The organism is Nitratidesulfovibrio sp. 1201_IL3209 (assembly GCF_036763125.1).
In the GTDB taxonomy this organism is placed as follows: Bacteria; Desulfobacterota; Desulfovibrionia; order Desulfovibrionales; family Desulfovibrionaceae; genus Cupidesulfovibrio.
This window is the reverse complement of sequence record NZ_JBAIYT010000040.1, coordinates 1-20,779: the sequence shown is the minus strand read 5'-3', so window position 1 is coordinate 20,779 and position 20,779 is coordinate 1. Positions and strand designations below refer to the sequence as shown.

General features: G+C 68.2%; 19 protein-coding genes and 1 tRNA gene. 3 read left to right on the top strand and 17 right to left on the bottom strand.

All coding sequences use genetic code 11. The features are described from left to right. Positions 1-11: 11 nt before the first annotated feature. Entirely contained in the window at positions 12-1,133 is a 1,122-nt protein-coding gene (locus tag V6B97_RS15150) for an NAD(P)H-dependent flavin oxidoreductase (protein WP_333507348.1), read from the top strand. 88 nt (positions 1,134-1,221) lie between these two features. Here V6B97_RS15150 and V6B97_RS15145 read toward each other — a convergent pair whose 3' ends face one another. The 6 genes from V6B97_RS15145 to ybgF all read right to left on the bottom strand — a co-directional run bounded on the left by V6B97_RS15145 (position 1,222) and on the right by ybgF (position 7,303). After that, positions 1,222-2,463 carry a tyrosine recombinase XerC gene (locus tag V6B97_RS15145; RefSeq protein WP_333507346.1) on the bottom strand — a complete coding sequence of 414 codons (1,242 nt, stop codon included), beginning with the start codon at positions 2,461-2,463 and terminating at the stop codon, positions 1,222-1,224. Then, a complete protein-coding gene (locus tag V6B97_RS15140) occupies positions 2,438-3,508 on the bottom strand; it encodes a diguanylate cyclase (RefSeq protein WP_333507345.1) in 1,071 nt (356 codons plus the stop codon). The genes V6B97_RS15145 and V6B97_RS15140 overlap by 26 nt, the downstream gene beginning before the upstream one ends. Positions 3,509-3,632: 124 nt before the next feature. Then, complete coding sequence (locus V6B97_RS15135) at positions 3,633-4,472, bottom strand: HDOD domain-containing protein (RefSeq protein WP_333507343.1); 840 nt, start codon at positions 4,470-4,472, stop codon at positions 3,633-3,635. Further along, positions 4,469-4,972, bottom strand: a complete 504-nt coding sequence (locus V6B97_RS15130) for a hypothetical protein (protein ID WP_333507342.1) — start codon at positions 4,970-4,972, stop codon at positions 4,469-4,471. Before V6B97_RS15130 ends, V6B97_RS15135 begins: the two co-directional genes overlap by 4 nt. A 56-nt stretch (positions 4,973-5,028) precedes the next feature. Further along, complete coding sequence (gene dprA / locus V6B97_RS15125; protein ID WP_333507341.1) at positions 5,029-6,441, bottom strand: DNA-processing protein DprA; 1,413 nt, start codon at positions 6,439-6,441, stop codon at positions 5,029-5,031. 19 nt (positions 6,442-6,460) lie between these two features. After that, positions 6,461-7,303: a tol-pal system protein YbgF gene (gene ybgF / locus V6B97_RS15120; protein WP_333507340.1), complete on the bottom strand. Its 843-nt coding sequence runs from the start codon at positions 7,301-7,303 to the stop codon at positions 6,461-6,463. A gap of 269 nt (positions 7,304-7,572) precedes the next feature. On the opposite strand from ybgF, the gene V6B97_RS15115 reads away from it, so the two are divergent. Beyond that, positions 7,573-8,529 (top strand): hypothetical protein, encoded by a 957-nt coding sequence (locus V6B97_RS15115; protein ID WP_333507339.1) that lies wholly within the window; start codon positions 7,573-7,575, stop codon positions 8,527-8,529. 85 nt (positions 8,530-8,614) lie between these two features. On the opposite strand, the gene V6B97_RS15110 is transcribed toward V6B97_RS15115, so the two are convergent. The 7 genes from V6B97_RS15110 to V6B97_RS15080 all read right to left on the bottom strand — a co-directional run bounded on the left by V6B97_RS15110 (position 8,615) and on the right by V6B97_RS15080 (position 17,951). Continuing rightward, positions 8,615-11,737, bottom strand: a complete 3,123-nt coding sequence (locus V6B97_RS15110; protein ID WP_333507338.1) for a chemotaxis protein CheA — start codon at positions 11,735-11,737, stop codon at positions 8,615-8,617. Positions 11,738-11,896: 159 nt separating this feature from the next. Continuing rightward, the gene (locus tag V6B97_RS15105; protein ID WP_012611924.1) at positions 11,897-12,265 is read right to left on the bottom strand and encodes a response regulator; all 369 of its coding nucleotides are present in this window, start codon (positions 12,263-12,265) and stop codon (positions 11,897-11,899) included. Positions 12,266-12,275: 10 nt separating this feature from the next. Then, a complete protein-coding gene (locus tag V6B97_RS15100; RefSeq protein ID WP_333507337.1) occupies positions 12,276-13,001 on the bottom strand; it encodes a chemotaxis protein CheW in 726 nt (241 codons plus the stop codon). Continuing rightward, the gene (locus V6B97_RS15095; protein ID WP_333507336.1) at positions 12,998-13,771 is read right to left on the bottom strand and encodes a ParA family protein; all 774 of its coding nucleotides are present in this window, start codon (positions 13,769-13,771) and stop codon (positions 12,998-13,000) included. The genes V6B97_RS15100 and V6B97_RS15095 overlap by 4 nt, the downstream gene beginning before the upstream one ends. A gap of 108 nt (positions 13,772-13,879) precedes the next feature. Then, positions 13,880-14,758 (bottom strand): CheR family methyltransferase, encoded by an 879-nt coding sequence (locus V6B97_RS15090; RefSeq protein ID WP_333507335.1) that lies wholly within the window; start codon positions 14,756-14,758, stop codon positions 13,880-13,882. After that, positions 14,758-16,683, bottom strand: coding sequence for a HEAT repeat domain-containing protein (locus V6B97_RS15085; RefSeq protein ID WP_333507334.1), 1,926 nt, complete (start codon positions 16,681-16,683; stop codon positions 14,758-14,760). Before V6B97_RS15085 ends, V6B97_RS15090 begins: the two co-directional genes overlap by 1 nt. A gap of 152 nt (positions 16,684-16,835) precedes the next feature. Continuing rightward, positions 16,836-17,951: a protein-glutamate methylesterase/protein-glutamine glutaminase gene (locus tag V6B97_RS15080; protein ID WP_333507333.1), complete on the bottom strand. Its 1,116-nt coding sequence runs from the start codon at positions 17,949-17,951 to the stop codon at positions 16,836-16,838. Positions 17,952-18,245: 294 nt separating this feature from the next. Between V6B97_RS15080 and V6B97_RS15075 the strand changes: the two genes are divergently transcribed. Then, a tRNA-Pro gene (locus V6B97_RS15075) sits at positions 18,246-18,323 on the top strand. 154 nt (positions 18,324-18,477) lie between these two features. Here the strand turns inward: V6B97_RS15075 and V6B97_RS15070 are convergent. The 4 genes from V6B97_RS15070 to V6B97_RS15055 form a co-directional block, all read right to left on the bottom strand. Then, entirely contained in the window at positions 18,478-18,882 is a 405-nt protein-coding gene (locus tag V6B97_RS15070) for a TraR/DksA family transcriptional regulator (protein WP_333507332.1), read from the bottom strand. A gap of 10 nt (positions 18,883-18,892) precedes the next feature. After that, complete coding sequence (locus tag V6B97_RS15065) at positions 18,893-19,234, bottom strand: XkdW family protein (protein ID WP_333507331.1); 342 nt, start codon at positions 19,232-19,234, stop codon at positions 18,893-18,895. Then, on the bottom strand, positions 19,231-19,611 hold the full coding sequence (locus V6B97_RS15060; RefSeq protein WP_333507330.1) for a hypothetical protein: 381 nt from the start codon (positions 19,609-19,611) through the stop codon (positions 19,231-19,233). The genes V6B97_RS15065 and V6B97_RS15060 overlap by 4 nt, the downstream gene beginning before the upstream one ends. A gap of 156 nt (positions 19,612-19,767) precedes the next feature. Continuing rightward, on the bottom strand, positions 19,768-20,685 hold the full coding sequence (locus V6B97_RS15055) for a hypothetical protein (protein ID WP_333507329.1): 918 nt from the start codon (positions 20,683-20,685) through the stop codon (positions 19,768-19,770). Between the last annotated feature and the right edge of the window lie 94 nt (positions 20,686-20,779).

Below are 20,779 nucleotides of genomic sequence, written 5' to 3'. Positions count from 1 at the left end.
AGGACTGAATCATGCCTTTTCCGACCCTGAACATCGGCGACCTGGTCGCCCGCATACCCATCGTGCAAGGCGGCATGGGCGTCGGCATCTCGCTGTCGCGCCTGGCGTCCGCCGTGGCCAACGAAGGCGGCATCGGCGTCATCGCCGCCGCCATGATCGGGATGAAGGAACCCGATGTCGCCAAGAACCCCATCGAAGCCAACGTCCGCGCCCTGCGCCGCGAGCTGCAGAAGGCCCGCGAGCTGACCCAGGGCATCGTGGGCGTGAACATCATGGTGGCCCTGACCACCTTCGGCGAAATGGTCCGCACCTCCATCGAGGAGCGGGCCGACATCATCTTCTCGGGCGCGGGCCTGCCGCTGGACCTGCCCAGGCACCTGCGCGACGCCTGCGACCAGAAGAAGGAAGAATTCCGCACCAAGCTCGTGCCCATCGTGTCGTCCGCCCGCGCGGCCTCGGTCATCGCCAGGAAGTGGATTTCGCGCTTCGACTACGTGCCCGACGCCTTCGTGGTGGAAGGCCCCAAGGCGGGCGGCCACCTGGGCTTCAAGGCCGAGGAGATCGACGACCCCAGCCATTCGCTGGAAGCGGTCATTCCGCAGGTGGTGGAGGCGGTGAAGCCCTTCGAGGACGAAAAGGGCCGCCGCATCCCGGTCATCGCCGCCGGCGGCGTGTACACCGGCGAGGACATCACCCGGTTCCTGGAACTGGGCGCAGCGGGCGTGCAGATGGGCACCCGCTTCGTGGCCACCCACGAATGCGACGCCGACGACCGCTTCAAGCAGGCTTACGTGGACGCCACCGAACAGGACGTGACCATCATCAAGAGCCCCGTGGGCATGCCCGGCCGCGCCATCGGCAACTCGTTCATCGAGGCCATGCGCGAGGGCGCCAGGAAGCCCTTCAAGTGCGTGTTCAAGTGCATCAGCACCTGCGAACAGGAAAAGACCCCCTATTGCATCGCCGCCGCGCTGATCAACGCCATGAAGGGCAACCTGGAGAAGGGCTTCGCCTTCTCCGGCGCCAACGTGTTCCGGGTGGACCGCATCCAGTCGGTGCACGAACTGGTTTCCTCGCTCCAGCAGGAGTTCGAGGAGGCCATTGCCAAGCGCTTCGGCATGCTGCGCGCGTAGGTCTTCCGACGACGCCCCAAATGCGCCGGGCCGGAACCTTACAAGGTTCCGGCCCGTTTCTTTTCGTGATGGGAACGAGTGGAAAACGCTACCGTTTCGGCGTGGGTTTTCCGGCCTTGCGGGGCGTGGTGGCGCGGGCAGGCTTTTCCGGCGTTGCGGCGGGCTTGGGCTTCGTCACCTTGCTCACCTGGTCCGCCAGATCCGAGCGGGGGTGGGCCCGGTCGTACACGTCCACCAGGCGCGACAGGGTCAGGTGGGTGTAGCGCTGGGTGGTGGAAAGCCGGGCGTGGCCCAACAGTTCCTGCACGCTGCGCAGGTCGGCTCCGGCCTCCAGCAGGTGGGTGGCGAAGGAGTGGCGCAGCCCGTGCGGGGATATGGCCTGCGGCAACCCGGCCCGCAGGCACAACGCCTCGATGATCCGCGCGGCCTGCCGCCGGTTCAGGCGGCCGCCCCGCGCCCCCAGGAACAGGGCGGGTTCGCCCCGGCCCCCGTCCACCTCGTGGCGCACGGCCAGCCAGGCCGACAGCGCGTCGCGGGCCGTGTCGCTGAGCGGGCTCATGCGCTCGCGCCCGCCCTTGCCCATCACCCGCACCACGCCCGATGCCGGGTCCGCGTCCAGCACGTCCAGCCCCAACGCCTCGGACACGCGCAGGCCCGAGCCGTACAGCAGTTCGGCCAGGGCCAGGTCGCGCGCCAGCAGCACGGCGTCGCCGGGGCCGGAATCCGCATCGCGCCCGGTGTGGGCAGTGGCGTGGGCCGTGGCAAGGGCCTTGCGCTGCCGCCGCTCGTCCAGCAGGGCGAAGGCCTGGTCCACGTTCAGGGCGTGGGGATGGCGCTGTTCCTGCTTGGGGTTGTGCACGCCCGCCGTGGGGTCCGCCGTGACCCGCCGCAGCCGCAACAGGAACCGGAAGAACGCCCGCAACGCCGACAGCTTGCGGGCCACGCTGGACTTGGCGATGCGCTGGCGGTGCAGTTCGGCCAGAAACCGCTGCACGTGGCGCCTGGTGATGTGTTCCGGGGTGTCCAGCGAAAGGGGAGTTGCGGCATCTTCCAGGAACGCCGCGAACTGGTCCATGTCCGTGCCGTAGGCGGTCACGGTGGCGTCGGCGTAGCCCTTTTCCATGCCCAGGTGGGCCAGGAACATGTCCAGCAGTTGGGCGCGGGCGGCAGGAAGCGGGCCGTCGCCCGGCGGATCGGCGTCGGGAGCATCGGCGGACCTGGGGGGGGCGGGAACGAATTCGGAGGGGGCCGCCCTGCGCCGCGCCGTCAGCGAGTCCCCGCCGCCCTGCCCGCGTCCACCCCGATCACGACTGTCGCCGGTCGAAGACATAGCAGCTGCCCGTCCTGTCCTTGGCCAGCTTCTTGACCTGGCTGGCCCGGTACGATGCCTCGCCGTAATGGGCCAGCGAGAACCCGACGCCGGGCCGGTTGCAGACCACGGCGATGGACACGGCCATCAGCGGGAACGTGCGCACCTGCCCCTGCCGGTCGTGGGCCACGATGGCCCCGCGCTCGCGGTCGTCCGCGTCGTAGAAGCCGGGCACGATGGCGTCGAAGGCCCCCACCACCCGGCGGCAGGCGTCTTCCGCCTGATCCACGGGGGTCACGAACACGAAGTCGTCGCCGCCCACGTGTCCCACGAAGGCGGGCTGGCCGCGCACCTCGCGCACCGTGGTGGCCAGCAGCCGCGCGGTGAGCATGAGCACCTCGTCGCCGCGCGAGAAGCCGTACTTGTCGTTGAACGCCTTGAAGTTGTCGAGGTCGGCGTAGGCCAGCGCGAAATCCATGCGCCGGTCGATGAGCCCCTGGATGTACTTGATGATCGAGGTGTTGCCCGGCAGCTTGGTCAGCGGGCTGGCGTCCAGCGCTCGGCCCGCGCGGGCCAGGGCCAGTTCGACGCGCGCCCGCAGTTCCGTGGCCAGGGGGAGCGGCAGGGGCGCGCACCCGGCGCCCGGCATCACGTCCGTGTCCTGTGCCGCGCCCGCATCCGCCCCCGGCACGGCGGGCAGCACCATGAAATCGTCGGCCTCCACGCCCTGCCAGTCCACCCCGGCCACGCCTGGCGCGTTCAGGGCCAGCAGCGTGGCCACCTGGCGGTAGACGTTCTCGCCCTTCACCAACTGGATCAGCGACACGCCCGACATGTCCGGCAGCGCGGCGGAAACCAGCAGCAGGTCCGGCGGGTCGAGAAAGAACTGTTCCAGCACGGCCCGCCCGTTGTCGAACACCCGCCAGTCCATGGGACGCGGCGGGCCGCCGTCGGCGGACCACAGGGCGCGCACCGTGGCGGCCAGGCAGCCGTCGGCCGTGACCAGCCAGCAGCGCGGCACGCCCGCCGCTGCCGCCTCGCCGAAACCCAGGGGGCGCGTGCTCATCGCGCCCTCCCCGCCACGCGGACCGCGTGCGGCACGATGGACGGCCCGAGCGGCCCGAGCGGCCCGAGCGGCAAGGACAGGCGCGGCAGGAACGGCCGGGGCCACATCACGGCGGCGTCACGAATCATGCGAAGCCCAGTTCCCCGGCATCGGCGAATTTCTCGCACAGGGTGTCCAGCAACGCCTCCAGCGAGCGCTGGTTCATGCCCAGCAGCTTCAGCGCGTGGGGCGACAGCGGCGGCACGTTGTCGTCGCCGCCGGAACCGTACTCGAACAGCCGGGCCATGAAGTTGCCCACGTGCACCACGCAGGCCATCTGGGGGTAGATGCGCGCGCTCATGGGCTTGTGATGGAAGGCCATGCCCTCGCGGATGGCCGGGGGCAGATTCCAGTGCTCGGCCAGCCATGCATTGATGCGGTCGTGTCCGAAACCAAGCACCTGCGTTTCCGCGTCGATGTACAGAAGGTCCTGTTCCTTGACCACGGCGTCCACCCGGGCCTTGGCCTCGGGCAGTTGCAGGGCCGACACCACCTTGCCGAGGTCGTGCAGCAGCCCGGCCACGGCGTATTCCTCTGGGTCCTTCATGCCCAGCGCGCGGGCCAGTTCGCCGCAGGCCAGCGAGCAGCCCACGCTGTGGTCCCACAGGCCGCGCATGGCGCGGTTCATGTCGTCGTAGACAGAGGTGGAGATGATCAGCCCCCGGATGACGTTGAACCCCAGCAGCACCAGGGCGTGCTTCACCGTGCCGATGCGGCCCGGAAAGCCGTAGATGGGCGAGTTGACCATCTTCAGCACCTTGGCCGCCAGCACCTGGTCGAAGGAGATGACCTTGGCCACCTGGTCGGTGGTGGTGTTGGGCAGTTCCAGCAGCCGTGAGACTTCCTGCAGGGCGGTGGGGAGCGTGGGCAGGTCCTTCACCGCCAGCAGCCGCCCCTTGTAGGTGGTGCGCAGGTCTTCGCTCATCGCCCGCTCTCCCGTGGTGCGCCGCTGCCGCCCGCGATTTCGGGCCGGGCGGGCGCGCCCTCCGGCTTGTCATCCACCAGCGGCACCAGCGAAATGCGGTTCTGCGCGGCAAGGGCTTCCGCCTCTTCGCGCGCGGCCTCGGCGGCGGCTGCGATGGCGGCGGCCTCGGCTTCCTCCGCTGCCCTGGCGGCGGCGATGCGCTCGGCGAAGAAGCGGCGCAGCATGTTGCGCAGGGTGACCATGAACCGGTCCTGCCCGTGCTTGCGGAACAGGTGGTCCAGCCGCCCGGCGATGCGTTCCAGGTCGTTGCCGCCGTCGTCGCCGAGGTCCACGGGGCGTCCCTGCACGGTGAGGGACTGCACCCCGCTGGCGCGAAAGCGCGCGATGATGGTGGTGGTCAGTTCAACGCCGGTGCCCACCAGCACCAGCCCGTCGGACTTGGTGACGGGCTTGGCCAGTTTCATGCCGGGCGCGGCAAGGTCGAGCGGTATCTTCTGCATATCCTTCTCCGGCGGTGCGTGCGCGCCGCCGTTGCTGTCCGTGTTGGCGCGTTCCCCTACATACCCTCGTAGCGCATGCCGGGCAACCGGCGTACCCCGCCCTTTACCTCCAGCAACACAAGGCGGGCGCTGACGTCCGCCGCGCCCATGGACAGCGCGCGGCAGATGTCGTCCACATGGGCGCCGGGCCGGTCGCGCAGGAAGGCCAGGATGGCGTCATCGGGGCTGTTGCCGGTGCCGGGCGGGCATGGAACGGGCTGCGCTGCCTTGCGGGTGCGCACGGGGCGCAGCGCCGGGCGGGCCGCCGCCTCCCCGCCGGTTGCGGCGACCGTGGGAACGGGGGGAACAGGGGGAACAGGGGAAGCGGGGGCGGCCGTGGAAGCAAGGGGAGCGGGGGGATTTGGGGGAAACATATCGTCCGGCGGGTCGTCGTCCCAGCCGGGGGGCGGGCACGGGGCGGCCAGCGCGGCCAGTTCCATGCCCAGCACCGGGGCCAGGTCCGCCAGCATGTCCTCCGCCGTGGTCACGGGCCGCGCGCCCTGCTCGATGAGCCCCCGGCAGCCGCAGGTGTACTGGGCCGTGGCCGGGCCGGGTACGGCGTACACCTCGCGCCCCTGCTCCAGGGCCAGGCGCGCGGTGATCAGGCTGCCGCTGCGGGCCGCCGCCTCCACCACCAGCACCCCCACGGAAAGCCCGCTGATGATGCGGTTGCGCACGGGAAAATGCGCGGGCAGGGGCAGCGTGCCGGGAGCGTATTCCGACACCAGCAGCCCCGTGGCTTCCATGCGTTCGAACACGTCCGCGTGCTCCGGCGGGTAGACCACGTCGATGCCCGTGCCCAGCACGCCGATGGTGGAGCCGACCTCTTCCAGCGCGGACACGTGGGCCTCGCGGTCGATGCCGCGCGCAAGGCCGGAGACAACGGTGACGCCCGCCGTGGACAGGCTGTAGGCGATGTCGGCGGACACGCCGCGCCCGGCCCGCGAGCACAGGCGCGACCCCACCACCGCCACGGCGTGGTTGGCCAGCAGCGAGGCGTCGCCCCGGCAGTACAGCACGGCGGGAGCATCGGAAATCTCGCGCAGCCGGGCCGGGTAGCGCGGGTCGGTCCACAGCAGGATACCGCAGCGGCAGCCGCGCACCGCGTCCCATTCCTGCCGGGCGGTCTCGCGCCATGCGCCGTTGGCCACCGGGGCGGCCATGTGCGGCCGCACGCCCGCCCGCGCCCAGTCGTGCCCGCCGCCCTCGGCGGCCTGCACGGCGGCCAGCGCGGACCCCAGCCCCGCCAGCAGGCGGCGCACCGTGCGCGGCCCGATGCCGGGGCTGTGGCGCAGGGCCAGGGCGGCCCACAACTCGGCGCGGCCCGCCGCGTCCAACTCGGCAAAGGCGGGCAGCGCGGCGGGGCCGGGCGTTGCGGATCCGGAGCCCGTGGCGTCCGGGCTCGCGGTGGCGGGAAGCGGTGGGGCCATGGCTGCGGCGCGGACCAGACTATCCGTTGGGGAAACGCTGCCGGGCCAGCCTGGCGGCCGGGGAATCGGGATGGTCTTCGCGCAGCGCCTTCAGGTGGAAGCGCACGTTCTCGTCGTCGCCGAGCTGTTTATAGGTCAGCGCGATCTTCAGCAGCGCATCCGCGGCCTTGTGGTGCTTCGGGAAACGCGCCGTGACCTCCTTGAAGGCCACGATGGCGTCGGCGTAGCGACGCTGGGCGTACAGGGCTTCGCCCTTCCAGTACAGGGCGTTGGGCACCAGAGCGCTGTTGGGGTAGTCGCCCAGGAACCCGTCGAAGCGCACGCGGGCCTCGTCGGTCCTGCCGCGTTGCAGCAGGTTCAGGGCGGCCTCGTAGGCGGCCTTGTCCGAAACGGGTCTGGCGGCCTTGGGTTCGGGCTTTCGCGCGGTTTTGGCGGCCGGGGTGGCCTTGGCGGGTTCGGGCCGAACCGGTTCCGGCTGGACCCGGCGGCCACCCTTGCCCAGGTCGTCGGCATCCACCGAAGGCGGCGGGGCGACGGAAGGCTGGGCCGTATCGGCCTTCTTGTCCGCCAGAGCGCCTTCCAGCGCGTCCAGCCTGCGGCCGTCGGATTCGCGGTCGCCATCCACGCGGGCGGACAGCGCGGCCTGCTTTTCCTCCAGGGCGCGCAGCCGTTCGTCCATCGCGCCGTCGCGGGCCTTTCGAGCTTCCTCGTAGGACAGGTACTTTTCCTCCAGCATGCGCAGCCGCCATTCGGTGCTGCCCTGTGCCGCGCCCTGCCCGGCGCAGCCGGAGGAAAGGGCCACGGCCAGGAGAAGGGCCGGTACAAGCAATGCCGCCGATGCGCGAAGCCGCCGATGCTGCATGAGGAATCTCCGAACAGGCCGAGTACGTTGACGGAACTGTACCCTCCATAGGCGATGGCCGCCATTTTTTCAAGGAAATCCACATGCCGCCGCGCACCGGACGGGCAGCGCGCGGTATCGCCCGCGCCAGCGGCTACGGCCCGCCCCCTCGGTGCACGGGTGGCTGCCGCACCGGCCCGCGCCCTTGCGCCCCAAGCGGTTTTGGGGCACAAGACCGGTGCGGCAACGCCCTTCCGGGGCGCCGCATCACCCCAACGGAGCTTTCGCGAATGATCCTGTTCCCCGATGCCGCCGTCTGGTCGCTGGCGCTGCCGGGCGGCATACTGGCCTGCCTGCTGCTGGCCGTCACCGGCCTGCCCTTCCTGTGCCTGGCCTGGCAGCGCCTGTCCGTGGCCAAACGCACCGCCTTCCCCGACAAACTGGCCCGCCAGGGAGCCCTGTTGGCAACCCTGGCCGCCGCGGTCCTGCTGGCCGTGTCCGTGGCCGTCATCGTCCGCATGGTGCAGATGCAGCCCGACCTCGCGGAAGGGCCGTTCCGGGTGCCGCTGATGGCCCCGCCCGCCCTGCTGGCGGGCAGCATGATCTGCGCGAGCATCTATCTGTTCGGCTGGCGGCACATCCGGGGTTCGGTCATGCACCGCTTCGTGGGCCTTGCCGCCGGCATCGGCGGCCTGGAGGCCACGGTGACCGGGTTCGCCCTGGTCCGCGCCCTGCTGCTGCCGGGGCACCCCCTGCCTTCCGCCGCATCCCCCGCCGACACCATGAACGCCCTCATCGGCGCGCCGGTGGATTCGCTGCTGTGGCCGGTACTGGGGCAGTCGGTCTTCGTGGCCGCCGGGGCCGCCGGAGCCCTGTGCCTTGCCTGGCTGCTGACCCGCCGCGCCAGGGACGACTTCGGCCGCGACTACTACAACTACGCCCTTGGCGTGTGCGCCCGCTGGGCCCTGGGCGGCACCCTGTGCGCCCTGCCCGTGGGCGTGTACGTGCTGTACCGCGCCGCCACCCTGACCAGCCCTGACCTGACCGTGCTGCCCCCGCTGCTGCCCCTGATCGGCACGCTGGTGCTGCCGCTGGCCGCCTGCGGGCTGTGGGGCACGGTGATCCGTTCCGCCACGCCGCTGCGCCACAAGGTGGGCATCGTGAGCGCGCTGGTGCTGCTGATGGTGGCCTGCGGCTGCGAGGCCAGCACCCTGGCGTATGTGGTGCGGCTGCACGCGCCCATGTAGCCCGCCCTCCGAATTCACGGAAAAACGCCCCCGCCCGGTGCTGCCGGACGGGGGCGTTCTGTTCTGGTGATGCTCTGGCCGGGTCCTAAATGGCCTTGGAGGTGGCCATCATGTACACCTCGTGCGGGTCCAGGATCAGGATGACGCTGCCGTCGCCCATGATGGTCGCGCCCGAGATGCCCTTGAGGTCGCCGAGGTAGGCCCCCAGGGGCTTGATGACGATTTCCTGCCGTTCCAGCAGCCGGTCCACCACCAGCCCCAGACGCCGGTCGTTGTCGTGGATGACCACCACGGACAGCACATCCTGCTTGTCGCCCTTGGGCAGGCCCAGCAGTTCGGACAGCGAGGCGATGCCCAGCACTTCGCCGCGCAGGGTCACGGCCTTGCGGCCCTTGACGTCGGTAAGGCGGCGCGCCTCGATCTTGGTGGTTTCCGACACGGCGTCCAGCGGGATGGCGTACATCTCGCCCGCCACGTTGACCATCAGCGCGTCGATGATGGCCAGCGTCAGCGGCAGGGACAGGGTGAAGCGGGTGCCCTTGCCGATCTCGGAATGGATGCTGACGCTGCCCTTCAGGTTCTTGATGTTGGTGCGCACCACGTCCATGCCCACGCCGCGCCCGGAGATGTCGGTGATCTTCTCCGCCGAGGAGAAGCCGGGGGCGAAGATGAGTTCCATGGCCTCTCGGTCGTCCATGGCCTTGGCTTCGTCAGGCGTGATGATGCCCTTGCGCACGGCCACTTCGCGCATCTTTTCCGGGTCGATGCCCTTGCCGTCGTCCTCGATCTCGATGGCGACGGAGTTGCCCTTGTGGTAGGCGCGCAGGGTCACCTTGCCCTTGGCCTTCTTGCCCTTGGCCGTGCGCTCGTCCTCGGACTCCACGCCGTGGTCCACCGCGTTGCGGATGAGGTGCACCAGCGGGTCGCCGATGACCTCCACCACGCTCTTGTCCAGTTCCGTCTCCTCGCCTTCCAGGATCAGGTCCACTTCCTTGCCGCTCTTGCGCGACAGGTCGCGCACCAGGCGCGGGAAGCGCGAGAACACCGACGACACCGGCACCATGCGCACCTTCATGATGGTGTCCTGCAGGTCGTCCGAAATGCGCGCCATGGCGTAGGTGGTTTCGGACAGATCTTGGGCCACTTCGGCGATGACGACATTGGTGTCGTCCTCCAGCCTGCGGGCCAGCATGGTGTAGCGGTTGCGGTTGATGATCAGTTCGCCGATGAGGTTCATCAGGTGGTCGAGCTTCTCGTGGTCCACGCGGATGGTGGACGACGCCTTGGCCGTACCGGCCTGCTGGGCCTGCGCGGCGGCGGCGCCCTGACCTCCCTGTCCACCGGACGACGGCGGTGCCGCCGGAGCGGCGGGCCTGGGCGGCGTGGCCGGGGCCGTGGGCCGGGGCGGCGCTGCCGGGGCGGCAACGGCAGACGCGGGGGCCTGCGCGGCGGGCTTCACCGCCTCGGCGGGCGCGGGAGTGCCGGTCACCCCAGTCACCCCGGTCACCCCAGTCACCGAGGAAATGGTGACCACGGCCGCATCGTCGTCCTCCGGCTCTTCGTCGTCGGCATCGCCCCCGGCTGCCTCGGCCGGACTGGCTGCCGCCGGAGCGGAAGCGGGCGCGGCCTTGGCGTCCTGTGCAGGAGCCGGGGCGGGCGCGGCTTCGGGGGCCTGCGCGGGCGCGGGCGTGCTGATGCGGGCGATCTGCTTTTCCAGCATGTCGCCGATGATGGAGGTTTCCTGCTCCATCAGGTCCACCATCAGGCTGAAATCCATGCCCGAAAAGCGCGCCTGGTCCACCAGGCCCGCGGTGCGCTCCGCATAGACGCGGATTTCGTCCAGCCCCATGTAGCCCGAGGAATTCTGGATGGTCACCAGGCACCGGTACAGCGCGTCGATGTACTCGCGCTGGGTGCCGTCGGCGGCAAGGGTCTTCAGGGCCACGCCGACGTTGTCCATCTGCTGGCGCACCGTGTTGATGAACAGCGCCACGTCGTCGGGGTCGTAGCCGGGGGCCACGGGGGGCGACGTCAGGTCCTCGTCGCCGTCCGCTGCGGCAGCGCCCGGTGCTCCCGATGCGCCAGTCCCGGCGGCCTCCGGCGCGGGGGCTTCCGCCACCTCGACTGCCTCGGCCACCGGAGCGGCCCGGCGTCCGCCGAGGCCGTCGGGCAGGGTGATCTCGCCACCCGCCACCGCCTTGCGCAGGCAGTCGAGCATGACCGAAATGTCGAACGGGGTGACGTTGCCGGTGGCCGGGTCGATGCGCGACACCAGCGCTTCCAGCAGGTCCACCACCAGCAGCAGCAGGTCCACCAGTTCGTGCGAGCCGGTCATCTCGCCCCGGCGCACGTTGTTGAGCAGGGTTTCCGCCTCGTGGGTCAGGCTGTTCAGTTCGGCGAAGCCGATGATGCCGCTGTTGCCCTTGAGGTTGTGGAAGAAGCGGAACAGGTCGTTGACCAGTTCGCCCTGCCCGGTGGGGTTGCGCTCCAGTTCCAGCAGCCCGGAACTGAGGTTTTCCGCCATCTCGCGGGCCTCGTCGATGAAGTCCTTGAGGTGCCCTTCGCCGAAGGCGGTCAGGGCGTAGGACTCCATGGGCTCCAGCGTGGCGATCCATTCGGCGGAACCGCCCTCCGCCGGGGCGATGCGTTCCGGCTGGGGCTGCGGCGCGGCGGCCACGGGTTCGGGAGCGGGCGTGGGCGCGGCCACGGGCGCGGGTTCCGGCGCCGCCACGGGCTCGGGCTTCGCCACCGGTTCCGCCACGGGCGCGGGGGGCCGAGCGGCGGGCGCGAGGCGCGGGGCCGCCGCCGGGGCGTCGCCGGCCATGATGGCGTCGATGGTGGCGATGATGGATTCGGTCTCCACGTCGCCCTCGCCGCCGGTGGAATCAAGGTTGTCCACCATCTGGCGCAACGCGTCGGTGGCCGAGAGGATGACGTCCATGATCTCGGAGGTGACGGTCATGTCTCCCTTGCGCAGTTCGTCCATGATGTTTTCGGCACGGTGCGCAAGGCCGTTGATCCGGTTCAGCCCCAGAAAGCCGGACGCGCCCTTCAGCGAATGCATGGGGCGGAATATCTCGTTCAGCAGCGCGAGATTGTCCGGCGCCTTCTCGAGTTCGAGCAGGTTGGGCTCGATGGTCTCGAGGTGCTCTTTGGCTTCGACGATGAAATCGGCGAATATTTCCGGATCCATGAAATCCTGACTCATACCCTCACCTCAGGTAGGCCGGGGCGTGGCCGTGCTCGATAGCCGGGATGCCGTCCGGCGTGGCGCCATGGCCGCGCGCACCAGGTTTCCCGGGCCCCCAGAAAGCCTTGACGCGGCGCCGTGCCGCGCGTTCGGAACCACTACACTGCATCGTATCGGTCAACCGAGCAGCATCTTTATGTTCTTGACCATCTTTTCCGGCTGGGCGGGCTTGACCATGTACAGGTTGGCGCCAAGGCTCATGCCCATCTGGATGTCCTTTTCCTGCCCTTCGGTGGACAGCACCACGATGGGCAGGTCGCGGTAGGCTTCCTGCTCGCGCACCGTCTTGATGAAGGTGAACCCGTCCATGCGCGGCATGTTCACGTCGGAGATGATCAGATCGACCTTTTCGGAGGAGTACAATTTCTCCAGACCGTCGAGTCCGTCCTCCGCCGTGGTCACCTTGAAGCCTTCCTTTTTCATTATGAAGGCGACAAGGTTGCGAACGGTCTTGGAGTCGTCCACGATCAATATATGCTTGCTCATGCGTGCCTCCTCAGCGTTTCAGAACACAGTCGAGTATCTTGTCCACCGAAACGATGCTCACCAGGCGTTCGCCCGCCTTGAGCAGGCCGGACACAAAGTCCACGCTGACGCCGAGGTGCGATTCGATGGCCCAGTCGATATCCTGTTGCGGCACCCGGTACATGGTGTGCACCCGCTCGATCATCATGCCCATCTGCAGGCCGCGCCTGCGGCAGACGATGATGAATTTATCCTCACTCCCGGCGCTCCCGGCGCTCGCGGCGCTCTCGCCGCCCCCGTCGCTCCCGTCTCCCCCATCGGGTACGCCCAGCAGTTCGCGCAGCCGCACCAGCGGCGTGACCCGCCCGCGCAGGTTGACGATGCCCGCCACGAACGACGGGGCGGCGGGCAGACGCGTGGGCGTGGAAAACTTGATGACCTCCTGCACGGCCTCTGTGGGCACGGCGAATTCCTGGGCCCCCAGGAAAAACCCCACCATTTGCAGCACCGGTTCGCGGCGCAGGCGGGCGTCCAGCGCTTCCGCCTCGTCGTCAACGTCCGGTGCGCCCGCCGCTCCGGCGGCCCCTGCGCGCGCGGGGTCGATGCCGATGCGGCGCAGGATGTCGCCTTCCTCGACGCCAAGATACTTCTGCATGAAGGCCCGTTCGGCGGCGGTGAACTCGCCCCCGCCGCCCGTGGCCGCTTCCGAGCCGAAATCGTGCTGGCGGAAGTACTCCTCGGGTGAACGCTGGGTCATGATTGCAACATCTCTTCGGCCAGCGCGTCGTAGGCACGCGCCCCCCGGCTGTCGGGATCGAGATCGTAGATCACCCTGCCCTGCGCGCTGGCCTCGCGAAAGCGGGTATCCATGCCGACCACCGTGTTGAACATCTTCGGCCCCATCTTCTGCGCCAGCAGTTCGAGCACCCTGTTGCACGCCCTGGCCCGCTTGTCGAACATGGTGGCCAGGGCCCTGTACCTGATGGGCTGCGGCAGCACCTTGTTGAGCACCCGGATGGTGTCGAACAGCAGTTTCAGGCCGTGCAGCGCCAGAAAATCGGTCTGGATGGGAATGACAAGCAAATCGCAGGCCACCAGCGCGTTCACCAGCAGGATGCCCACGTGCGGCGGGCAGTCGATGATGATGAAGTCGTAGTCGTCGCGCACGTGCGCGATGGCCTGTTGCAGTATCGCTCCCTTGCCCTTGCGGCCCTTCAGGTCCACATCCAGTTCGGCAAGCCGGATGCTTGCCGGGGCCACGTCCCAGGCCTGCCCCTCGTTGCGGCGCACCAGGCGCTTCCACAGGCCGGGCCAGGCCGCTTCGTCGACCATGAGCAGGTCGTACATGGTCACGTCCAGGTCCTCCGGGTAGAACCGGAGGTGCACCGAGGCGTTGGCGTGCGGATCAAGGTCCATGATCAGCACGCGCTGCCCCCGGCGCGCCAGCGCCGCGCCCAGCGTCAGGGTGGAGGTGGTCTTGCCCACGCCCCCCTTCTGGTTGGCGATGGCGACTACCCGCGCGCCCATCGACCGTCCCGTGCGCCCGTGTCCGGGGGGCGCTTCCCTGCCGCGCCCACCTCTCCGGGCGCGGGTTGGTTCCGTTCCGTCACGTTGCCGTCTCCCTTGCCGCCGCCGTCACTCCAGCTTGCGGTAGATGATGGCGCCGGTGTGGTGTTCCGGCTTGAAGGCGCGGGTGATGTTGTGCAGCGATTCCGAATGCCCGATGAGCAGGTATCCGCCGGGCAGCAGGTTGTCGTAGTACGAGCCGATGACCTGCTTCTTCATCTCGTCGTCGAAGTAGATGATCACGTTGCGGCAGAACACGATGTGCGAACGCTCCACCCGCTTCAGCCCCATGCGGTCGCTGAGGTTGATCTGCCCGAAGTTCACCAGCTGCTTCAACTTGGGGTCCACCTTGAACTGGGTGCCTTCCTTGATGAAGTAGCGGTCGATGATCTCCTTGGGGGTGGTGCGCAGGGCGTAGTCGGAATAGACGCCGCGCCGGGCCGAGGCCAGCACCGCCTCGGACAGGTCGTTGGCGGTGATCTTGATGTCCCAGCTCGCAAGCTCGGTCTTGAGCACCTCGTGCAGGATGATGGCGAGGGTGTACGGCTCTTCCCCGGTGGAGCACCCGGCCGACCAGATGCGCAGCCGCTTCTGCCCCTTGGCGCGCAGCTCGTTCAGGACGGTCTTCAGCACGTGCTCCTGGAACACCTGCAACTGCGGCGGGTTGCGGTAGAAGCTGGTTTCGTTGGTGGTCACCACCTCGAACAGCCGGTTGAGCTCCGCCCGCTTGTTGGCGTCGTAGCGCAGGAAGTAGTAGTACTCGCCGAAGTTCTTGAGGTTCAGTTCCTTGAGGCGGTTCGACAGGCGGTTTTCCACCAGGTACTTGCGGTTTTCCGCGATGTAGATGCCGCATTGCTGGTAGATGAAGTCGCGCAGCTGCACGAACTCCTCGTCGGAGATCTTCAGTTCCTTGCGCAGCGTGATGGAGTTGGAGAACAGCGAGGACATCAGTCATCCACTCCTTGTTCCTCGTGGATGCGGGCGGCCGCCGTCTCGGCGGCCTGCTGGACTTCCGGGTCCTCCGATTCCATCAGGTGCAGCAACGCCCGGAACGCGACGTTGCCGCCGATGGCCCCCAGCGCCTCCACCACCTTCAGCAGCACCAGGTGCCCGGCGTTTTCCGTCAGCGCCACCAGTTGGGGCACCGCGTCGGAATCCTTCAGCGAGCCCAGCGCCTCGATGGCCCGCACCCGCACCCAGTCGTCCGGGTCGTCCAGGGCCTGGATGAGGTACGGGAAGACGTTGCCTTCGCCGCAGTTGCCCAGAAGTTCGATGAGGGCCAGGCGCACCTCGCGGTTTTCGTCGTGCAGGCGGGGCACCACCAGTTCCAGCCGTTCGCTGGTGAAGGGGCAGACGTTGGCCACCGCCTCCAGCGCCACCTTGCGCACGTCGGGAATCTCGTCCTCCAGCGCTTCGGTGAGTTCGGCCAGGTTCTCGTCCACGTCGAAGCGCCCCATGGCGTACACGGCCATCATGCGGTGCAGCGGGTCCGGGCTGTGGAACGATTCGCGGAAGCGGGCGTTCATGCCGGGGTCGTTCAGGGCGATGCACGCGTCGAGTGCGGCTTCCTTCACGTCGTCGTAGGGGTGTTCCAGCAGGGCCAGCATGCGCTCGCCCGCCTCCACCGCCTTGGCCCGGCGGCCCAGGTAGTGCAGGGCGGCCTTCAGCACGTGGGCGTCGTTGTGGCGGTCCAGCACGTCGATGAAGAAATCGCGGTCGCTGGGGTCGCAGCGTTCGGCCAGCACCGTGGACATGGCCCGCTGCGCGTCGCGCGGCTTGTCCCAGAACACCCCGCGCAGCACGTCGATGCCGTGGCGGCTGGGCATGCCCCGGATGGCCTCGACGAGGATGAGCAGGGTGTGCTCGTCGTCGCCGCGCACGTGGCGGTCCACCGAAGCGTTGAAGCCGATGTCGGCCAGGCTGTGCACGCAGGCCACCAGGCGTTCGTGGTCGCGGTCGGGGTCCAGCGTCACGGCCACCTTCAGCACCGCCTCGGTGGCCTCTGCCCCGCCGATGCTGGCAAGGCCGCGCATGGCGGCGTTCTGCACGTCCTCGTCCTCGTCGTCCATGGCGGCCAGCAGGTAGTCGCGCAGGCGCAGCCGGTCCTTTTCGCCCAGCAGGGACAGCGACTTGCCGCCCAGCACGTTGACGATGGCCTTGGCGATCTTGTTGCGCAGCGGGCCGGGCGACTTGTCCAGGCGTTTGAGCAGCAGCGGCACGGCCTTGATGTTGCCCATCTCGCCCAGGGCGTCCACGATCATGGAGGCCACCAGGTCGGACGCCGCGTCCAGCGCCTTGACCAGCGCGTTGACCGAGGATTCGGCCCGGATCTTGGTCAACGCCTCGATGACCGAGAACTGCACCCACTCCTCGTCCATCATGGCCTTGTTCAGGCATTCCGCCGCGTCGGGGAAGGCCAGGGTGCCAAGGCTGACGGCGGCCTGGTAGCGCACGTTGACCTCGGGGTCGCGCAGCAGGGCCTCGCACAGCGGGGGCACCGCGAGGATGCTTTCCGAGGTGCCGAGGATGTCGGATGCGAAGATGCGCATGTCGGGGTCGTCGTCATGCAGCAACTGCCTCAGCGAGTCGAAGTCGTCGGCCCCGATCTCGCGCAGCACGTCCATGGCGATGTTGCGGATGGGCGCGTCGTCCGACCGCAACAGGGGCAGCACCCCGCGCACGGCGGCCACGCCCCCTATCTTGCGCAGGGCCCGGTCGGCCGCTTCCTGCACCCCTATGTTGTGGCTCTGGATCTGCGCCACCAGATGCGGCACGGCGCTTTCCAGCCGCAGGTTCCCGGCGGCGTAGGCCGCCTCGCGGATCGCCTCGCCGTCGCTGCCCTGGAGTTGCTCGATGATCTGCTGTTCGGACATACTCCCGTCCTTCCGTGAATGGCTGGCCTTATTGCCTGACCCGATGCCGCCCCGCGGCTTTTCCCGCCCTGCCCGGCCGCTACGGCCGCGTCCGGTATCGCCCGATCCCGTCCGGTCCCGCCGGGCCGCGCCGGCGCGGCATTTGGCGCAGGCTATTTGTACAGTCCCGTCATTATGGCAGAGGCCATGTCGTCTATGTCTATGATTTCATCCGCCAGTCCGGCGTCCACGATGGCCTTGGGCATGCCGTAGACCACGCAGGTGGCGTCGCTCTGGGCCAGCGCGCGGCCGCCCTTCTGCTTCAGCACGCGCACGCCTTCCAGGCCGTCGCTGCCCATGCCGGTGAGGATGACGCCCAGGGTGCGGCGTCCCATGGCCTGGGCCACCGATTCGATGAGCACGTTGGCCGAGGGCTTGTACAACGCCTCCGCCGGTTCCGGGGTGACCACCACCTCGACCATGCTGATCTTCTGGTCCACCCGCAAGTGCTTGCCGCCGGGCGCGATGTACGCGGTGCCGGGGCGCAGGCGTTCGCCGTTCTCCGCCTCCTTCACCGCGATGCGACACACGCCGTCCAGCCGCTTGGCGAAGGGGCCGGTGAACGCGGCGGGCATGTGCTGGGCGATGAGGATGCTGGCCGGAAAGTCGGCCGGAAGCTGCGACAGCACCTTCTGCACGGCGGGCGGCCCGCCGGTGGAAACGCCGATGGCCACGATGTCGCGCACCGGGCGGCCGACGCGCGGGGTGAGCACCGGGCGCGAGCCGCCGTCGCCCGCCCCCGCGGCGGCCCCCCCGCCCGGCCCCGGGGAAACGACGGCGCCCCCGTCGCCCAGGGGGCGGGGGGCGCGCAACGAGCGGGGCGTGCGCAGGAACTTGCGGCGCGAAATTTCCTTCACCTTCTCGCGCAGTTCATCCTCTATGCGCACGATGTCCAGCGAAACCTTGGACAGCTGCTTGGGGATGAAGTCCACGGCGCCCAGTTCCAGGGCCTTGAGGGTGGCTTCCGCCCCTTCGGTGGTCAGCGAACTGACCATCAGCACCGGGCGGGGCATCTCCATCATGATGCGGCGCAGCGCGGTCAACCCGTCCATGCGCGGCATCTCGATGTCCAGGGTCACCACATCGGGATTGTGCCTGCGCACCAGTTCAAGCCCTTCCTCACCGTCGCGGCCCACGGCCACCACGCTGATTTCGGGGTCTTTTTCAAGCATGCTGGAAAGCGCCTTGCGCATGAAGGCGGAATCATCGACAACGACAACCGTGATCACTCGGGTCTCCTCGGGAACGTCCGGGCGTCGGGTTCCTCCCTGTACCGGAACGGCATGTTCCGGCCCCGGAACTCGCGTGCGATTCGCAGTGGGTATCCGTATCGTGGGCCAAGCCGTCCGGCATTGCCGCCCACGGACGATGCGCCCGGCGTAGTGCGCCGCTCCGTGTCCTTGAATGGCGGGACTGCCAGTAAACTTGGCCGTATGTACAATAGGTGAACCCACTCTTTTTGACAACCGCCCATAAAAACACTTGCCATTCCCACCCACCCGCGCTAAACACCTCTTCCTCGACGGGATGTGGCTCAGCTTGGCTAGAGCGCAGCGTTCGGGACGCTGAGGCCGGAGGTTCGAATCCTCTCATCCCGACCAGAAAGAACAAGGGGTTACGGAGAAATCCGCAACCCCTTTTTCGTTTGGGCACATGTCCTGGGCACATTGCGCACAAAAAAGCCCGCCCGATGTTGACGCACCGGGCGGGCAGGCTCACCCGCGCGAATTCCCCGCGCGGGCGGCCGGGGGGGGGCTATTCCCCGGCATCGGGCGTGGCCACGTCGCCGCCAAGGAGTTCCGAAACAACAAACCCGGCCAGCGCCGCATCCGGCGTCGCTGCAAGCCGCGCCTCTTCGGCCTCCTGCCACGCGAAGGATGCGGCGATGTGAGCGGCCCCTGCGGCGTAGACGGTAGCGAACAGGGCGGAGGTCATATCCACCCACTGGCCCTCGCTGGCGCAGGCCGCGCACACCCCCACGCCGGGCAGGGCTGCGCGCCGGGCCTGCGGGATGGCATCGCCGCATTCGGCGCAGCAGGCCACCCCGCCGATCCACACCGGACCAGATCCTAACCAGCCGGACCGGCCCGCAGCGCGCTCAATGGCGGCGGGCCGGTCCATCTCCTCTATTGCTGTTGCCTGGTCGAAGATGTCGGGCATGCACACTCCGCTATGCCAACGAGTCGTTGATGCTGCACATTTCCTGTCGCAGGGCCTGCGCCTGGCTTTCGATGCTGGCGAGCCTTGCGTCGTCCTGCTCGGTGGCGTTCCCCGCCTGCTTGGCGCGTACCGCCCGGATGGACTGGATATCGAGCTCCGCCAGTTCGCGCAGGATAGCCAACCGGCGTTGATGCGCTGCATATGCCGTCGACCACGCCTCGATCTGTGCAGCGCTGGGCTTGGCGTCTTTGCGCGTCCATGCCTTAATGTACGGCCCATTCCCGTCATCCTGCACGACGAATCCGCCGTCAGGATATTTCCAAGCCAATATTTCGCCCAGGTTGCGCGTCATGCATCCTCCTGCGGTACGAGGGTTATCGTGCCCGACATGCTCGGCAACGCCATGTTGACATCGGGTACTTCGATGGGCGGGACAGTAACGGACACTTGCGGCGCTGGCGGAACGTCGAACAAGAACGCAAAAGCGTCGTGCCACGTCTGCCCGGCAACCCTGGGAACAAGCAGCCCCGTAACGGTGCTGTTAATCCATTGATCTTCAGCGTCGTTGTTGATCAGGGACGCGGTGATGGTGCGCGTCTCGGGTACGACAAGCGGCACCTTGAAATGCATGCATCCTACATTATCGGGAACACTGTGGACGTTAGCCAACACCAGCATGGACGCTCGAAGATTCGGACCGCCGTCCGTAAACTTGCTGCCGATGCTCATGCCGGTTATGCCAAGCCAAAATCCGGTGGGCACGGTGTATGGGAACAGTTCCGTGCACCACGTGAAAGGGTTCGCACCGGCCAAAGAAACCTCGCTCGCAGCCGGAACGAGTTTGCTGTGTATCCACTGTACGCACTGAACGCCCATGGCTCCCCCCTAGATGCGATGCGCCTGGAAAAAGGTGGGCTGCGAATCCTGCAGGTTGACCGTGCCGCTGGGCGCGTAGACATATAATTCCAGCGTGTCCCCGGCAGCAAGATTGACTGCAGCCGCAATTTGTAGGTTGAAGCCGCCAGTTACCGGAGAATATCCTGCGGCTGCCTTTGTGGATACCCCGTTTACATAAATGCTGAGTCCATAGTATGCGCCCGTCGTGAGTGCTCCGGTCAACCGCACTGCCGCAGTTACCATGTACGTACCAGCAACAGGCGTCGTAAAAACGCTTGTCGAATGGTCGTACGCGCCATCGGTGTCCCATTGTTCCGAGCCGAAATCGACTTTGACGTATGCTCCCGTTGCAATGGCGTTCTGGGCAGCCGCCTTGACTGCGCTGAAGCCTATATCCATCCCGATTGCAGCTCGCACTTCGGCTGCCGTGTCCGCGCCGTGCAGTACGTGACCGGAGACAAGGTCTGCGGCAATGGCCGCACGCAGCATGCGCACTTCGCGCCAACTGGTCCCGTCGCGGCGCAGGACCAGGGCGGCGTCCGGCGAAAGGTCCACGTCCGCCTCGCCGTCAAGGGCGATGGCACCTACGCCAACGCCGTGTTTGACGGTGATGACGCGCGAAGCATCTGCGGCGCGCAGAAGCAGGTACGCACCGTCGTGCAGGGTGGTGGTGTTGATGATGGTCAGATCGTCGGCAGCAGCGCCGCCCTCGGTATCCACGATCACCCCGGCAGTGGTAGGGGTGATAGCACCGGACGCGATGGTGAGAGCCGCAGGGGGCACCGCGCCGGGAAGCTCTTGGGCGGCCACCAGCATTTCCACGTGTCCGCCGTAAACCTGCCCCCAAGTGGGGTTGTCCCCGTATCCAGGAGACAGGTCGCTCTTGTCAGGCCATGTCGTCACCATGGGGTTATCCTCTCTGTCATGCCGCCGCGCCGCGCACGCCACGCACGCGGGCGTCGATGGTTCCCGCCACGGGGGTACCCGTGGCGTCCAGCAC

Coding starts and splice junctions, on each gene's coding strand:
- V6B97_RS15150 (WP_333507348.1), top strand. CDS start 12: ATGCCTTTTCCGACCCTGAACATCGGCGACCTGGTCGCCCGCATACCC.
- V6B97_RS15145 (WP_333507346.1), bottom strand. CDS start 2,463: ATGTCTTCGACCGGCGACAGTCGTGATCGGGGTGGACGCGGGCAGGGC.
- V6B97_RS15140 (WP_333507345.1), bottom strand. CDS start 3,508: ATGAGCACGCGCCCCCTGGGTTTCGGCGAGGCGGCAGCGGCGGGCGTG.
- V6B97_RS15135 (WP_333507343.1), bottom strand. CDS start 4,472: ATGAGCGAAGACCTGCGCACCACCTACAAGGGGCGGCTGCTGGCGGTG.
- V6B97_RS15130 (WP_333507342.1), bottom strand. CDS start 4,972: ATGCAGAAGATACCGCTCGACCTTGCCGCGCCCGGCATGAAACTGGCC.
- dprA (WP_333507341.1), bottom strand. CDS start 6,441: ATGGCCCCACCGCTTCCCGCCACCGCGAGCCCGGACGCCACGGGCTCC.
- ybgF (WP_333507340.1), bottom strand. CDS start 7,303: ATGCAGCATCGGCGGCTTCGCGCATCGGCGGCATTGCTTGTACCGGCC.
- V6B97_RS15115 (WP_333507339.1), top strand. CDS start 7,573: ATGATCCTGTTCCCCGATGCCGCCGTCTGGTCGCTGGCGCTGCCGGGC.
- V6B97_RS15110 (WP_333507338.1), bottom strand. CDS start 11,737: ATGAGTCAGGATTTCATGGATCCGGAAATATTCGCCGATTTCATCGTC.
- V6B97_RS15105 (WP_012611924.1), bottom strand. CDS start 12,265: ATGAGCAAGCATATATTGATCGTGGACGACTCCAAGACCGTTCGCAAC.
- V6B97_RS15100 (WP_333507337.1), bottom strand. CDS start 13,001: ATGACCCAGCGTTCACCCGAGGAGTACTTCCGCCAGCACGATTTCGGC.
- V6B97_RS15095 (WP_333507336.1), bottom strand. CDS start 13,771: ATGGGCGCGCGGGTAGTCGCCATCGCCAACCAGAAGGGGGGCGTGGGC.
- V6B97_RS15090 (WP_333507335.1), bottom strand. CDS start 14,758: ATGTCCTCGCTGTTCTCCAACTCCATCACGCTGCGCAAGGAACTGAAG.
- V6B97_RS15085 (WP_333507334.1), bottom strand. CDS start 16,683: ATGTCCGAACAGCAGATCATCGAGCAACTCCAGGGCAGCGACGGCGAG.
- V6B97_RS15070 (WP_333507332.1), bottom strand. CDS start 18,882: ATGCCCGACATCTTCGACCAGGCAACAGCAATAGAGGAGATGGACCGG.
- V6B97_RS15065 (WP_333507331.1), bottom strand. CDS start 19,234: ATGACGCGCAACCTGGGCGAAATATTGGCTTGGAAATATCCTGACGGC.
- V6B97_RS15060 (WP_333507330.1), bottom strand. CDS start 19,611: ATGAGCATCGGCAGCAAGTTTACGGACGGCGGTCCGAATCTTCGAGCG.
- V6B97_RS15055 (WP_333507329.1), bottom strand. CDS start 20,685: ATGGTGACGACATGGCCTGACAAGAGCGACCTGTCTCCTGGATACGGG.